A 13262-nucleotide genomic window follows, 5' to 3' on the forward strand; every position below is an offset into this window, starting at 1 on the left:
GTCCTGTATCCCCTGCCCCCGGACCTTCCGAAACGAAAGCAGTGACCATGAGCGAGTCCACCACGATCCGCTGGGAACAGGACGAGACCGGCGTCGTCACCCTCGTCCTCGACGACCCCAACCAGTCCGCCAACACCATGAACCAGGCCTTCAAGGACTCCATCGCGGCGATCGCCGACCGCGCCGAGGCCGAGAAGGACTCCATCCGCGGCATCGTCTTCACCTCCGCCAAGAAGACGTTCTTCGCGGGCGGCGACCTCAAGGACATGATCCGGCTGCGCCCCGAGGACGCCCACCTGGCCTTCGAGACCGGCACCGCGATCAAGCGCTCCCTGCGCCGCATCGAGACGCTCGGCAAGCCCGTGGTCGCCGCGATCAACGGCGCGGCCCTGGGCGGCGGCTACGAGATCGCCCTGGCCTGCCACCACCGCGTCGCCCTCGACGCCCCCGGCTCGAAGATCGGCCTGCCCGAGGTCACCCTCGGCCTGCTCCCCGCCGGCGGCGGCGTCACCCGCACGGTCCGCCTGATGGGCATCGCCGACGCGCTGCTCAAGGTGCTCCTGCAGGGTACGCAGTACAGCCCGCAGCGGGCCCTCGACAACGGCCTGGTGCACGAACTGGCCGCCACCCCCGAGGAGATGCTCGCCAAAGCCCGCGCCTTCATCGATGCGAACCCCGAGTCGAAGCAGCCCTGGGACGTCCCCGGCTACAAGATCCCCGGCGGCACCCCGTCCAACCCGCGGTTCGCCGCCAACCTCCCGGCCTTCCCGGCCAACCTGAAGAAGCAGCTCGCCGGCGCCCCGTACCCCGCGCCGCGCAACATCCTCGCCTGCGCCGTCGAGGGCTCCCAGGTCGACTTCGACACCGCGCTGGTCATCGAGGCCCGCTACTTCACCGAGCTGGTCACCGGACAGACCGCCAAGAACATGATCCAGGCGTTCTTCTTCGACCTCCAGGCCGTCAACTCCGGCCAGAGCCGCCCCAAGGGCATCGAGCCCCGCAAGGTCCGCAAGGTCGCCGTGCTCGGCGCCGGCATGATGGGCGCGGGCATCGCGTACTCCTGCGCCCGCGCCGGCATCGACGTCGTCCTCAAGGACGTCTCCGCCGAGGCGGCCGCCAAGGGCAAGGCGTACTCCGAGAAGCTCCTCGACAAGGCCCTCTCGCGCGGCCGCACCACCGAGGCCAAGCGGGCCGCCCTGCTCGCCCGGATCATCCCCACCGCCGACCCGGCCGACCTGGCCGGCTGCGACGCGGTGATCGAGGCGGTCTTCGAGGACACCTCCCTCAAGCACAAGGTGTTCCAGGAGATCCAGGACGTGGTGGCGCCCGACGCGCTGCTGTGCTCCAACACCTCCACCCTGCCCATCACCGGTCTCGCCGAAGGCGTCGCGCGCCCCGCCGACTTCATCGGCCTGCACTTCTTCTCGCCGGTCGACAAGATGCCCCTGGTCGAGATCATCAAGGGTGCGCAGACGGGTGACGAGGCCCTCGCCCGCGCCTTCGACCTGGTCCGACAGATCAACAAGACCCCGATCGTGGTGAACGACAGCCGCGGCTTCTTCACCTCCCGGGTCATCGGCCAGTTCATCAACGAGGGCGTCGCCATGGTCGGCGAGGGCATCGAGCCGGCCTCGGTCGAGCAGGCGGCCGCGCAGGCCGGCTACCCGGCCAAGGTGCTCTCCCTGATGGACGAGCTGACCCTGACCCTGCCCCGCAAGATCCGCAACGAGACCCGCAAGGCCTTCGAGGCCGAGGGCCGGGCCTGGACGCAGCACCCCGGGGACGCGGTCATCGACCGCATGGTCGACGAGTTCGAGCGCCCCGGCCGCAGCGGCGGCGCCGGCTTCTACGACTACGAGGACGGCAAGCGCACCCGCCTGTGGCCCGGCCTGCGCGAGCACTTCGGCAAGCCGGACGCGGCGATCCCCTTCGAGGACATGAAGGAGCGGATGCTCTTCGCCGAGGCCCTGGACACCGTCCGCTGCTTCGAGGAGGGGGTCCTGACCTCCGTCGCCGACGCCAACATCGGCTCCATCATGGGCATCGGCTTCCCGGCCTGGACCGGCGGCGTCATCCAGTACGTCAACGGCTACGAGGGCGGCCTGCCGGGCTTCGTCGCCCGCGCCCGCGAGCTCGCCGCCACCTACGGCGAGCGCTTCACCCCGCCGGCCCTCCTCGTGGAGAAGGCCGAGCGGGGCGAGAAGTTCACCGACTGACCCCCGGCAAGGCCGGCTGCGGGCGGTGTTTCAGTCCTCCTCGGACCGGAACGCCGCCCGCAGCTCTTCCTTCAGCGACCGCTGGAAGGCCGTCACCAGCGCCTGCACCACCATGGGCTGCATGTGGGCCGACAGCGCCTTCATCGACTCCACCCGCTCCGGATCGTCCTCGCCCTCCGTGAACGGCCCCCACACCTCGTCGCGGAACAGCCGGGTCAGCTCGTGCGCCGCCGACCGGGTGTGGTCCACCAGTACCCGGCGCGCCGCCACGATCGTCTCGTGGGAGATCGGCACGTCCAGCAGCGCCACCCCCAGCCGCAGCAGGTTCACGTCCACCCGGTACCCCCCGCCCGCGGGCGCGACGACGTTCATCGCCGTCAGCCGCTGCACGTCCGCGTCCGACAGGGTCCGCCCGGCCCGCTTCTCCAGCTCGGTCCGCGAGGCCTGTTCCGCCGCGTCGGGAGCCCACGTGGCCACCAGGGCCCGGTGGATCGCCAGGTCGTGCGCACTGAGGTCGTCCGGCAGGGCGTCGAGGTACCGCTCGATCGCGGACAGGGTCATGCCCTGCACCTGCAACTCCTCGATCAGCGCCAGCCGGGACAGGTGCTCGGGGCCGTACTGGCCCACCCGGCGAGGTCCGATCACGGGAGGGGGCAAAAGCCCGCGGGTGCTGTAGAAACGTACGGTACGGACGGTGACACCCGCCCGCGCGGCGAGCTCGTCGACGGTGAGCGTGGGCTCCTGCGCCTGGGTGGTCATCGGCTGTGCCTCGCTCTCTGATCCTCCGCTTCAGGTTCAACAGTATTGCTGTCGCACCAACGATGTGAAACGGCCAGGAGCTGCCCATGCCCACGAACCTTTCACTGCCCGGACGACCCGAAGAGATCACCGTGCCCGCCCTGCTCGCCCGCAACGCCGAGCACCACGGCGCACTGCCCGCCCTGTCCTGGCGCACCGGCGCCGACTGGACGACCCTCACCTGGGCCGAGGCCCGCCGCAAGGTCGCCGTCCTCGCCTCCGGCTACGCCGCCCTCGGAGTCGGCCGCGGCGACCACGTCCTGATGATGATGGGCAACCGCCCCGAGCACTGGCTCAGCGACCTCGCCCTCGTCCACCTCGGCGCCGTCCCCGTCACCGTGTACGGAACCTCCGCACCCGAGCAGATCGCCCACATCGCCCGGCACAGCCGGGCCCGCCTCGCCGTCGTCGAGGGAGCCCGCGAACTGGCCCGCTGGGAACCGCTGCTGGCCGCCCCGGACATCCCCCTGGAGCGCCTCGTCGTCGCCGAGGAGGCGGACGCCGGCAGCCACCGCAGCTACGGCTCCCTGCACGCGAGCGGCGCCCGCCTGCACAGCGCGGACGCGTTCGAGAAGGGCTGGCGTGAGGCCCGCCCAGAGGACCCGCTCACGGTCGTCTACACCTCCGGCACCACCGGCGACCCCAAGGGCGTCCGGCTCACGCACCGCAACATCCTGCTCCAGGCCGTCCGGCTCGACCGGCACGTGGACCTCCCCGAACACGCCGAGCACCTGTGCTACCTGCCGTTCGCGCACATCGCCGAGCGCATCCTCGGCATCTACCTGCCGCTGCTGCGCGCCGCGCACGTGCGGATGTGCGCCGACCCGGCCGCCGTGGCCGCGTCCGTACGCGAGCTGCACCCGGTGCAGTTCTTCGGCGTCCCGCGGGTGTGGGAGAAGCTCGCCGCGTCCGTACGGGCCGTCCTCGCCGGGCTGCCGGACGGGCAGCGCCAGGCCATCGAGGCCGCCAACGACGTGGCCCGGGCCCGGTCCGGGCACCTGGAGCGGGGCGAGGAGGTCCCCGCGGCCGTCGAGGAGGCGTACACCCGCGCCAAGGAGCAGGTCCTCGACCCGCTGCTGGGGCTCGCCGGGCTCGACCGGCTGCTGTGGACGGCCAGCGCCACCGCGCCCATGCCCCTGGACGTGGTCCGCTTCTGGGCCGGCTGGGGGATCACGATCATGGACGCGTGGGGGCTCACGGAGACCTCGGGCGTGTGCACGGTCAACAGCCCGGACGCCTTCCGGCTCGGTTCCGTGGGCCGCCCGATCGAGGGCGTGGAGCTGAAGCTCGCCGAGGACGGCGAGATCCTGACCCGCGGCGCCACGGTCTTCGACGGCTACCTGAACCCCGACGGCTCGCTGGAGAGCGCGTGCGACGCCGAGGGCTGGTTCCCCACCGGGGACGTCGGCCGGCTCGACGGCGACGGGTTCCTCTGGCTGACCGACCGCAAGAAGGAACTGATCATCACCTCGACGGGCAAGAACGTCTCGCCCGCGCTCGTGGAGAACACCGTCAAGGAGCACCCGCTCATCGGGCAGGCGCTGGTCCACGGCGACGGCCGCTCCTACCTCGTCGCCCTGCTCGTCCTCGACCCCGAACTGGCGCCCGCCTGGGCCGCGGCCCGGGGCATCGAGGCGGACGGACTCGCCGCGCTCGCCGCGCACCCCGCCGTGCACGAGGAGGTCGCCCGCGCGGTCGAGGCGGCCAACGCCCGGCTCAACCGCACCGAGCAGATCAAGAAGTACCGGCTGCTGACCAGGGAGTGGGGGCCGGAGACCGGCGAGCTGACCCCCTCGCTCAAGCTGCGGCGCCGCGTGGTCCGCGCCGCGTACGCCGAGGTCATCGAGGAGATGTACGCGCAGCCCTGACCTGCGCGACGAGCGCGCGGGGTGCGGCGCCCGCAGGAACGGCGCCGCACCCCGCCCGGCTCAGGAACCGATCACCGGGTAGTGGTCCGAGAGGTTGTCGTACGTGTACGACGTGCCCCAGCTGGAGACCGTCCAGGGCGCGCTCTGCTCCTTGACCACGTGGTTCTCCCACCCGCCCGGCCGGGCGTGGCCCTGGCGGTGCAGGACGTAGTCGAGGTCCTCGCGCGGGTCGGTCGGGTAGCGGTACTTGGCGATCGAGTTGTCCGCGGTGTCGAAGGAGTACGCGTGCCCGGTGCGCGTGTCCGCGCCCGCGAGGCCCGCGTCCGCGAGCATCGTGGCGTGCTCCGGCGTCCGCGAGTCGACGTTCATGTCGCCGGCCACGATGACCTGCTCGTTCGCCGGGATGTTCTTCGCGTCCAGGAAGGCGTCGATCGCCCGGAACTGACGGCTGCGCATCTGCGCCGCCTCGCCCGCGCCGCAGCCCGGGTCCGTGGACTGGGCGTGGGTGCCCAGCACGTGCACCTTCGTGCCGTTCACGTCGAGGACCACGTACGCGAAGCCCTTGTTCGACCACCAGTCGGCGCCGCAGGCGTCCTTGAAGACGTACTGCTCCTTGCGGACGATGGGCCACTTGCTGAGGATCGCGACGCCGCCGTCCTCGGGAGTGGTGGCGGAGTACGAGCCGCCCGTGGCGTCCCACCCGCTCTTGCTGCGGCCCACCACCGGCGTCTGGTGCGGGTACTGCGCGGCCGAGTTGGCCTTCAGCGCGTCGCCGGAGGAGTTGTCGAAGGCCTCCTGGAGCACGACGACGTCGTGGCCCTGGTAGAAGGACGCCTTCGGTATCTCGCGCGCCCGGTGGTCCTGGCCCCAGTTGGGGTACAGGCTCTTGCTGAACAGGAAGACGTTGTACGACAGAACGCTCAGCTGCGGCGTCGTGTCCGCCTCCGAGGCGGCGGAGGCGGCGGGCGTGGCGGTGACGGTCAGCGCGGCGGCCGCCAGGGCGGCGACGGCCGCAGCGGTGGCCTTGCCTCGGCGGAGCGGGGAGAGCGCCATGAAGTCTCCTGATTTCCGGTGGGGGAGTGATCGGCCCCGCCATCACACCACCTGCAGTTACCTCTGGGTAACACCCGTGCGACCGGAATCTTTACGCACCCGGTCGAATGGCACTCGCATACTGGGATTCATGAGGCAGACGCACGACGGCCGCCCTCCGAAGCAGGATCCCCAGCCGCCGGCGCCCGGCGGAATCCTGTGGAACGTCGCCGGGGACGTCCGGCTCCTGCTGATGCTGCCCGCCGCCTTCACCATGCAGGTGGCCCACCCCGTCATCGCCGCGGGCGTCGACCAGCACTCCGCCTTCCGCACCGACCCCTGGGGCCGCGGCGTGCGCTCCGTGGAATCCGTGCAGCTCTGGGTGTACGGAGGAGAGGACGCCGCTGCCGAGGGGCGCCGGGTACGGCTGCTGCACCGCGACATCCGCGGCACCGCCCCCGGCGGCCGGCCGTACCACGCCCTCGATCCCGGCTGCTACACGTGGGTCCACGAATCCGGCTTCGCGGTCTACCGCCACGCCCTGCCCCTGCTGTGGGGCCGCCCGCTCGCCGCCTCCGAGGAGCGGGCCCTGTTCGCCGAATGGCTCCAGGTCGGCCGGATCCTGGGGGTCCGCGAACGGGACATGCCCCGGACACCGGAGGAGTACGGCGCGTACTACCGCCGGATCCTCACCGAGGAGCTGCGCCCCACCGGGGTCGCGGGCGAGCTCGTCTCCACCGACCTGCCGCTGCCCGCGCCCGACCGGGGCCCCCAGGCCGTCCGCCTGGTGCTGAGGGCCCTGTGGCCCCTCCTGCGGCGCCCCTTCCTGCGCTTCCGGGCCTTCGTCACCGTCGGGTACATGCCCCCGGACGCGCGCGCGGCGATCGGACTGGAGTGGACGGGGGCCCAGGAGCGCAGACTCCGCCGGTTCAGCCGGGCCGTCGCCTTCGCCGTACCGCTGCTGCCCGAGGGGCTGCGGTACCTGCCGATCGCCCGGCGGGCCCGCGCGGCGCAGCGCGCCGCCGCCCGCTGACGGACGACGGCGCGCAGCCGTTCACGGACCTACCTGCCCTCAGTGGCTGTGGCTGTGACCGGGACGGGCCGCGGCGCGGGTGCCCTGGTGGATGCTGTTCGTCGCGGCGATCTTCTTCCAGGACTTCGGCTGCACGGCCTTGGCGGGCTTGGCCGGCGTGGCGCGCTGCGCCGAGGCCTTCGCACCCGGCTGGGTGTACGCGCGGTCCAGGGCCCCGGAGGCCGGGCCGGTGGCCGGCTTGCCCGCCGTGTACAGCCAGGTCTCGAAGAGGTCCGCCAGCGGCTTGCCCGACACCCGCTCGGCGTACCGGACGAAGTCGCCGACCTTCGCGTTGCCGTGCGCGTACTGGGTCGGCCAGCCCTTGAGGATCGCGAAGAACTTCTCGTCGCCGATCTCGTTGCGCAGCGCCTGGAGCGCCAGCGCACCACGGTCGTAGACCGCGCCGTGGAACTGGTTCTCCGGGCCCGGGTCACCCGGCTTGACCTGCCAGAACGGGTCCTCGGCCGGACGCGATGCGTACGTCCAGTCCGCGAGCTCCTGCGCGGTGCCCTCGCCCTCCTTCTCGGACCACAGCCACTGGCTGTAGCGGGCGAAGCCCTCGTTGATCCAGATGTCCTTCCAGTTCGCGACCGACACGCTGTTGCCGTACCACTGGTGCGCCAGCTCGTGCACGACCACCTGGACGTTCGCGCCGTTCGCGAACTGCCGCGGGCTGTAGAACGGGCGCGTCTGCGTCTCCAGGGCGTAGCCGCTGGTCACGTTCGGCACGTAGCCGCCCAGGGAGTTGAACGGGTACGGGCCGAAGACCTCCGAGAGGTACTCGGCGACCTCGGTGGTCCGTTCCAGGCTGGCGCGCGCCGCGCCCGCGTTGTCACCGAGGTCCTTGCTGTACGCGTTGAGGACCGGCAGGCCGTCGGCCGTCTTGTCCGTGGTGATGTCGAACTTGCCCACCGCGAGCGTGGCCAGGTAGGTGGCCTGCGGCTTGTTCGAGCGCCAGTTGTACCGGGTCCAGCCGAGCTTCGAACTCGTCGACTGCAGGACGCCGTTGCTGATGGCCTGGGTGCCGTCGGGCACGTTGACCGACACGTCGAAGGTGGCCTTGTCCAGCGGGTGGTCGTTGCTCGGGAACCACCAGATCGCCGAGTCCGGCTCCTGCGCCGCGACGCCGCCGTCGGGCGTGCGGTGCCAGGCCGTCCAGCCGTCGACCTTGAACTCCGAGGGCTTTCCTGCGTACTTGACGACCACGCTGACCGGCTTGTTCTTCGGCAGCGGCGTCGCGGGGGTGACCTCGAGCTCCTGGGTGCCCGTGGCGGCGAACTTCGCCTTGACGCCGTTGACCCGTACCTCGCTGACCTTCAGGCCGAAGTCCAGGTTGAACCGCGACAGGTCCTGGCGGGTCGTCGCCAGCAGCGTGGCGGTGCCCTCCAGCAGGTCCGTCGCGGGCTGGTACTTCAGCCGCAGATCGTAGTGCGACACGTCGTATCCGCCGTTGCCGCTGGCCGGGTAATAGGGGTCGCCGATGCCCGGGGCGCCCGCGACGAATCCTGCGGCCGACGCCGGGATCACCAGCAGAAGAGAGGCGGCAAGAACGCTCGGGGCGATGACTTTGCGGTGCACGAAGGCTCCAAGTGGTAGGGACTGCGGTTCCGTTCGACCGTATTCAGACCCGGTGCCCCACGTCATGTCCATGGCCCCTCATGTCACACGATCGCCATTCGGCCGTCACAGCGAAGGCGTAAAAACGCAGTTCAGGGGGCTACTCCGGCGTCGGTGCACCGCGGCAGAACGGCCGGAAAGGGCAGGGTCGGGTCGGTCGGCCGAGGCGCCGTCGCATCCAGACCGATCCCGCCGCGGCCGGTGGATCGCGCCGGCGTTCCGGGCGAACGGTCGGCAGTGATCGCCGACGGAACCCGCAGGGTCGCCGCCTGTGACGGCGCCACTACCGAGGGCGCCGTCCTCTTCCCGGCCCCGGAGCCCGTGCCGGGCGGGTGCCGGAGCGGGGCTACGATCGGGGTCTCATGACTGCAACCCTCGTCGCCAAGGAACTCGCCGCCGGCCACGGCGAACGCACCCTCTTCGCCGGACTCGACCTCGTCGTCGCCCCCGGTGACGTCATCGGCCTCGTCGGTGTCAACGGGGCCGGGAAGTCCACCCTGCTCCGGCTCCTCGCCGGCCTCGACACCCCCGAGGAAGGCGAGCTCAGGCTCTCGCCGCCGACGGCGGCCGTCGGCCACCTGCCCCAGGAGCCCGAGCGGCGCCCCGGGGAGTCCGTGCGGGACTTCCTGGCCCGCCGCACCGGCGTCGCGGCCGCGCAGGCCGCGCTCGACGCCGCCACCCAGGGCCTCGTCGACGGCACCCCGGGCGCCGACGACGAGTACGCCGTGGCCCTCGACCGCTGGCTGAACCTCGGCGGCGCCGACCTCGACGAGCGCGCCGAGGAGACCGCGGCCTCCCTCGGCCTCTCCATCGGCCTCGACCTCCCCATGACCGCCCTCTCCGGCGGCCAGGCCGCACGGGCCGGACTCGCCTCGCTGCTGCTGTCCCGCTACGACGTCTTCCTGCTCGACGAGCCCACCAACGACCTCGACCTCGACGGCCTGGAACGGCTCGAGGAGTTCGTCAGGGGCCTGCGCGCCGGCACCGTCGTGATCAGCCACGACCGCGAGTTCCTCGCCCGCACCGTCACCAAGGTCCTCGAGCTCGACCTCGCCCAGCAGCAGATCAACCTGTACGGCGGCGGCTACGAGGCCTACCTCGAAGAGCGCGCCACCGCCCGCCGGCACGCCCGCGAGGAGTTCGAGGAGTACGCCGACAAGCGCGCCTCCCTCGAAGGCCGCGCCCTCATGCAGCGCAACTGGATGGACAAGGGCGTCCGCAACGCCCGCCGCAAGGCCACCGACAACGACAAGATCGGCCGCAAGCTGCGCGGCGAGGCCAGCGAGAAGCAGGCCGCCAAGGCCCGCCAGACCCAGCGCGCCATCGAGCGCCTCGACGTGGTCGAGGAGCCCCGCAAGGAGTGGGAGCTGCGGATGGAGATCGCGGCGGCGCCGCGCTCCGGCTCCGTGGTCGCCACCCTGCGCGACGCCGAGGTCCGCCGCGGCGACTTCTCCTTCGGCCCCGCCAGCGTCCAGATCGACTGGGCCGACCGGGTCGCGATCACCGGAGCGAACGGCGCCGGCAAGTCCACCCTGCTCGCCGCGCTGCTCGGCAGGCTGCCGCTCGACTCCGGGCACGCGAGCCTCGGATCCGGCGTCCTCGTCGGCGAAGTGGACCAGGCCCGCGGGCTGTTCCTCGGCGACGAACCCCTCCTCGACGCGTTCTGCGCCGCCGTACCGGACACCGAGCCCGCCGAAGTGCGCACCCTCCTCGCCAAGTTCGGGCTGAAAGCCGTGCACGTCCTGCGCCCGGCCGCCACCCTCTCCCCGGGCGAGCGCACCCGGGCCGCCCTCGCCCTCCTCCAGGGCCGCGGGGTCAACCTGCTCGTCCTCGACGAGCCGACCAACCACCTCGACCTGCCCGCCATCGAGCAGCTCGAATCGGCCCTGGAGGCCTACGAGGGCACGCTCCTGCTGGTGACGCACGACCGCCGGATGCTGGACGCGGTCCGCACCACGCGCCGCCTGCGCGTCGAGGACGGCAAGGTCGCCGAGGACTGACGGGACGCCCGGCGCGGGCGCCGGGGACTCACTCCCCGGCGCCGGCCGGCGCCCTGCGGGTCCGGGCCATCCGGCCGGCGACCAGGTGGCGTGGCAGGTGCCGCACCGCCTGCGCGTACGCCTTGTAGCGCCAGCCGGTCACGCTCACCGCACGCCGCCTGGCCAGGTCCTTCAGCGCCTGCGCCACCACGTCGTCGGCGTCGAGCCACACCGAGTCCTTGAGCGCGCTCACGTCCATGCCCGCCCGCTCCTGGAACTCGGTACGGGTGAAGCCCGGCACCACCGCCAGCACCCGCACGCCGTACGGTGCGAGATCCACCCGCAGCGACTCGCTGAAGGCCGTCACCCACGCCTTCGCGGCGCCGTAGGTGCCGGTGGGCAGCAGACCGGCGACGGAGGACACGTTCAGCACGGCGCCCCGGCGACGGGCCCGCATGCCGGGCACCGCCGCGTGCGTGAGCCGCATCGGCACCCGTACCAGCAGCTCCAGCATCCGTTCCTCGTCCTCGAGCGGGCTGTACGGGAACGGCGCGGGCAGGCCGAAGCCGGCGTTGTTCACCAGCATGTCCACCGGCCGTGCCGGATCGGCCAGCCGGTCGGCGACCTCCTGGCAGCCCGCCGGGTCGAGCAGGTCGGCCGGGAGGACCTCGCAGCTCACCCCGTACCCGGCGGAGAGCAGGTCGGCTGCCGTAGCGAGGCGGTCCTTGTCCCGGGCGACCAGGATCAGATCGCAGCCCTTGGCCGCGAAGCCGCGGGCGAAGGCGGCGCCGAGGCCGGCGCTCGCACCGGTGATGAGGACAGTCGTCACGAGTCTTCCGCTTTCGTTTGGTTCGTTTGGTTCGTTTGGCTCACGTCGGCGTCGGCGTCGGTGAGGGGCGTGCGGGCGGGCTCGGGACGGAACGCCGCCACGGCGGGCGACCCGTACGCGTACGCCACGTCCACCAGGAACCGCCGCTCGCCCTCCAGGTCGCGGCCCTCCATCGGCGCCGCGCCGCTCAACGAGCCGGGCTGCGGCGGCAGTCCGCCGTCCCGGGCCCGCCGCGCCTCCCTGATCACACAGGCCAGTACGGCGGCCTCGGCGCACCGGTCCGGCACCGCCCCGGCCGCCTCCACGTGCGCGCGGGCCTGCTCCGGCACCCCCGGGGCGACGTACTCGTTCAGCACCAGCACGGCGTCCCGGGTCTCGATCACCTTGCGGTACACGAGCAGGTCGCGCGGCAGCGGCGGCCACAGCAGCTCGACCGCCCGGGTCGCCCGCGGCCGGTGCAGCGCCACGTGCGGGACGGCCTGCACCAGGTCGCGCCACAGCGGCCACAGCCGCCAGGCCGTCGTGATGTCCGCGACCGTACGGCGCAGCGTGAACAGCGTCGGCACCAGGATCGCCGCCGCCCGCAGCACCCCGTGCAGGTTCATCAGCAGCGGGAGGTAGGGCAGCGTCCACACCGTCCCGAACAGCGCCTTGAGCAGGTACGCGAACCAGAAGAGCCCCGCCAGCGCCGTCCCCAGGCCGAACAGCCGCAGCCCGGCGGCCAGTCCGCGGTTGTCGGTGCGCCGGCTGTAGCGCCAGCACACGAAGACGCAGACGGTGTTCGCCAGCAGGTGGGCGCCCATCAGGGTCAGCCAGTACGCCATCGAGGGCACGGGATCGCCGCCCGGGGGCATGCCGTGCAGCCGGTGCGGCGGCGCCGTCGCATCGAGCACCAGCATCGCTCCGAGCAGCGCGGCCGTGGCGCCGCACGCGGCCAGTTGCAGCCGCCGCCCGCTCGTCGTGGCGGACACGAAGTACAGGACCACGCCCGCCGACAGCACCCCGGTCAGGTTGCGGACCAGGCCGACCAGGTGCGCGGTGCCGGGCTCCCGCTGGGCGGCCTCGACGACTGCGGGGAGATTGAGGGTCATGGCGGCCGCCGCGGTGGCCACGGCCAGCAGCAGCCCGCGCTGCTGCGGGGTGCGCACGGCGGAAGGGGACCGCACCAGGACCGCGAACCAGAGGAGGACCACGCTCGGGACGGCGAGCCAGTCGCCGAACTCCGCTATCTCAGACGACATCCGACGGCCTCACGCCGAGCGCCGAACCGAGCTTCTCCAGCGTGTCGCGGGGCTCGCGGCCGGGCAGCAGCCCCGCCTTCGTGCGGATCATGCTGGCCAGGAGCTCGGCCTCCTGCTCCTGCCGCGTCGTGTAGTTGGTCCGCCCCAGGACCACCGGCCGGCCCACGGCCGGATCCTCCTCGCCCGCGAGCGAGTTGTGCCCGAAGAGGATGTGCCCCAGCTCGTGCAGGACGATGTGTTCCTGGTGCAGCCGGGACGTCTGGGCCTCGTAGAAGACGTAGTCGACGGTGGCCGTGCCCACCCACAGCCCGCACACCCCGGACTCGGCGGCCTCCCTGGGCAGCGGGTGCAGCTGTATCGGCCTGCCCCGCTGCCCGGCTATCCGTGCACACAGGCCTTCGAGGGAGAACGGGTGGGATAAGTCGAGCCGGCTGATGATCGATTCGCAGCGCCTGCGCAGTGTGAAGTGCCCGTATGGCATGTGCTCTCTCTTCGGACCCGTCCTCGGGCAGCGTCGGTAGGCAGGTGGGGCAAGGGTCATGGAGTCCTGAGCCTTCAAGACGGCCACTGGGGAGTGGGGTCCGCAGGGTGGGTACGGCCAGGCCCGCCC

General features: G+C 72.2%; 10 protein-coding genes. 4 read left to right on the top strand and 6 right to left on the bottom strand.

Translation table 11 applies throughout. The annotated features are described in order from the left end of the window. Window positions 1-47 precede the first annotated feature (47 nt). Window positions 48-2216 carry a 3-hydroxyacyl-CoA dehydrogenase NAD-binding domain-containing protein gene (locus tag ACZ7H1_RS00435; protein ID WP_470782427.1) on the top strand — a complete coding sequence of 723 codons (2169 nt, stop codon included), beginning with the start codon at window positions 48-50 and terminating at the stop codon, window positions 2214-2216. 30 nt (window positions 2217-2246) lie between these two features. Here the strand turns inward: ACZ7H1_RS00435 and ACZ7H1_RS00440 are convergent, their stop codons facing one another. Continuing rightward, window positions 2247-2975: a MerR family transcriptional regulator gene (locus tag ACZ7H1_RS00440; RefSeq protein ID WP_470782428.1), complete on the bottom strand. Its 729-nt coding sequence runs from the start codon at window positions 2973-2975 to the stop codon at window positions 2247-2249. An 86-nt stretch (window positions 2976-3061) separates the two neighbouring features. Between ACZ7H1_RS00440 and ACZ7H1_RS00445 the strand changes: the two genes are divergently transcribed. Beyond that, on the top strand, window positions 3062-4882 hold the full coding sequence (locus tag ACZ7H1_RS00445; RefSeq protein WP_470782430.1) for an AMP-dependent synthetase/ligase: 1821 nt from the start codon (window positions 3062-3064) through the stop codon (window positions 4880-4882). A 60-nt stretch (window positions 4883-4942) separates the two neighbouring features. Here the strand turns inward: ACZ7H1_RS00445 and sph are convergent, their stop codons facing one another. Beyond that, on the bottom strand, window positions 4943-5935 hold the full coding sequence (gene sph / locus ACZ7H1_RS00450; RefSeq protein WP_470782431.1) for a sphingomyelin phosphodiesterase: 993 nt from the start codon (window positions 5933-5935) through the stop codon (window positions 4943-4945). A gap of 130 nt (window positions 5936-6065) precedes the next feature. Between sph and ACZ7H1_RS00455 the strand changes: the two genes are divergently transcribed. Continuing rightward, window positions 6066-6947 carry an oxygenase MpaB family protein gene (locus ACZ7H1_RS00455; protein WP_470782432.1) on the top strand — a complete coding sequence of 294 codons (882 nt, stop codon included), beginning with the start codon at window positions 6066-6068 and terminating at the stop codon, window positions 6945-6947. Between the two features lie 39 nt (window positions 6948-6986). On the opposite strand, the gene ACZ7H1_RS00460 is transcribed toward ACZ7H1_RS00455, so the two are convergent. Then, the gene (locus ACZ7H1_RS00460) at window positions 6987-8564 is read right to left on the bottom strand and encodes a M1 family metallopeptidase (protein WP_470782434.1); all 1578 of its coding nucleotides are present in this window, start codon (window positions 8562-8564) and stop codon (window positions 6987-6989) included. A 401-nt stretch (window positions 8565-8965) separates the two neighbouring features. Here ACZ7H1_RS00460 and ACZ7H1_RS00465 point away from each other — a divergent pair, with 401 nt between their 5' ends. Beyond that, on the top strand, window positions 8966-10603 hold the full coding sequence (locus ACZ7H1_RS00465; RefSeq protein WP_470782436.1) for an ABC-F family ATP-binding cassette domain-containing protein: 1638 nt from the start codon (window positions 8966-8968) through the stop codon (window positions 10601-10603). Between the two features lie 28 nt (window positions 10604-10631). Here ACZ7H1_RS00465 and ACZ7H1_RS00470 read toward each other — a convergent pair whose 3' ends face one another. The 3 genes from ACZ7H1_RS00470 to ACZ7H1_RS00480 are packed head-to-tail and all read right to left on the bottom strand — an operon-like array spanning window position 10632 to window position 13133. Further along, entirely contained in the window at window positions 10632-11411 is a 780-nt protein-coding gene (locus ACZ7H1_RS00470; RefSeq protein WP_470782437.1) for an SDR family NAD(P)-dependent oxidoreductase, read from the bottom strand. Continuing rightward, the gene (locus ACZ7H1_RS00475; RefSeq protein ID WP_470782439.1) at window positions 11408-12652 is read right to left on the bottom strand and encodes an MAB_1171c family putative transporter; all 1245 of its coding nucleotides are present in this window, start codon (window positions 12650-12652) and stop codon (window positions 11408-11410) included. The genes ACZ7H1_RS00470 and ACZ7H1_RS00475 overlap by 4 nt, the downstream gene beginning before the upstream one ends. Then, window positions 12642-13133, bottom strand: coding sequence for a hypothetical protein (locus tag ACZ7H1_RS00480; RefSeq protein ID WP_470782441.1), 492 nt, complete (start codon window positions 13131-13133; stop codon window positions 12642-12644). The genes ACZ7H1_RS00475 and ACZ7H1_RS00480 overlap by 11 nt, the downstream gene beginning before the upstream one ends. Between the last annotated feature and the right edge of the window lie 129 nt (window positions 13134-13262).

This window comes from Streptomyces sp. NPDC037401, from assembly GCF_055602345.1.

Bases quoted from the DNA above. Each gene is read 5' to 3' on its own strand.
- ACZ7H1_RS00480 (WP_470782441.1), bottom strand. From the start codon at position 13,133: ATGCCATACGGGCACTTCACACTGCGCAGGCGCTGCGAATCGATCATC.
- ACZ7H1_RS00475 (WP_470782439.1), bottom strand. From the start codon at position 12,652: ATGTCGTCTGAGATAGCGGAGTTCGGCGACTGGCTCGCCGTCCCGAGC.
- ACZ7H1_RS00455 (WP_470782432.1), top strand. From the start codon at position 6,066: ATGAGGCAGACGCACGACGGCCGCCCTCCGAAGCAGGATCCCCAGCCG.
- ACZ7H1_RS00440 (WP_470782428.1), bottom strand. From the start codon at position 2,975: ATGACCACCCAGGCGCAGGAGCCCACGCTCACCGTCGACGAGCTCGCC.
- ACZ7H1_RS00445 (WP_470782430.1), top strand. From the start codon at position 3,062: ATGCCCACGAACCTTTCACTGCCCGGACGACCCGAAGAGATCACCGTG.
- sph (WP_470782431.1), bottom strand. From the start codon at position 5,935: ATGGCGCTCTCCCCGCTCCGCCGAGGCAAGGCCACCGCTGCGGCCGTC.
- ACZ7H1_RS00435 (WP_470782427.1), top strand. From the start codon at position 48: ATGAGCGAGTCCACCACGATCCGCTGGGAACAGGACGAGACCGGCGTC.
- ACZ7H1_RS00465 (WP_470782436.1), top strand. From the start codon at position 8,966: ATGACTGCAACCCTCGTCGCCAAGGAACTCGCCGCCGGCCACGGCGAA.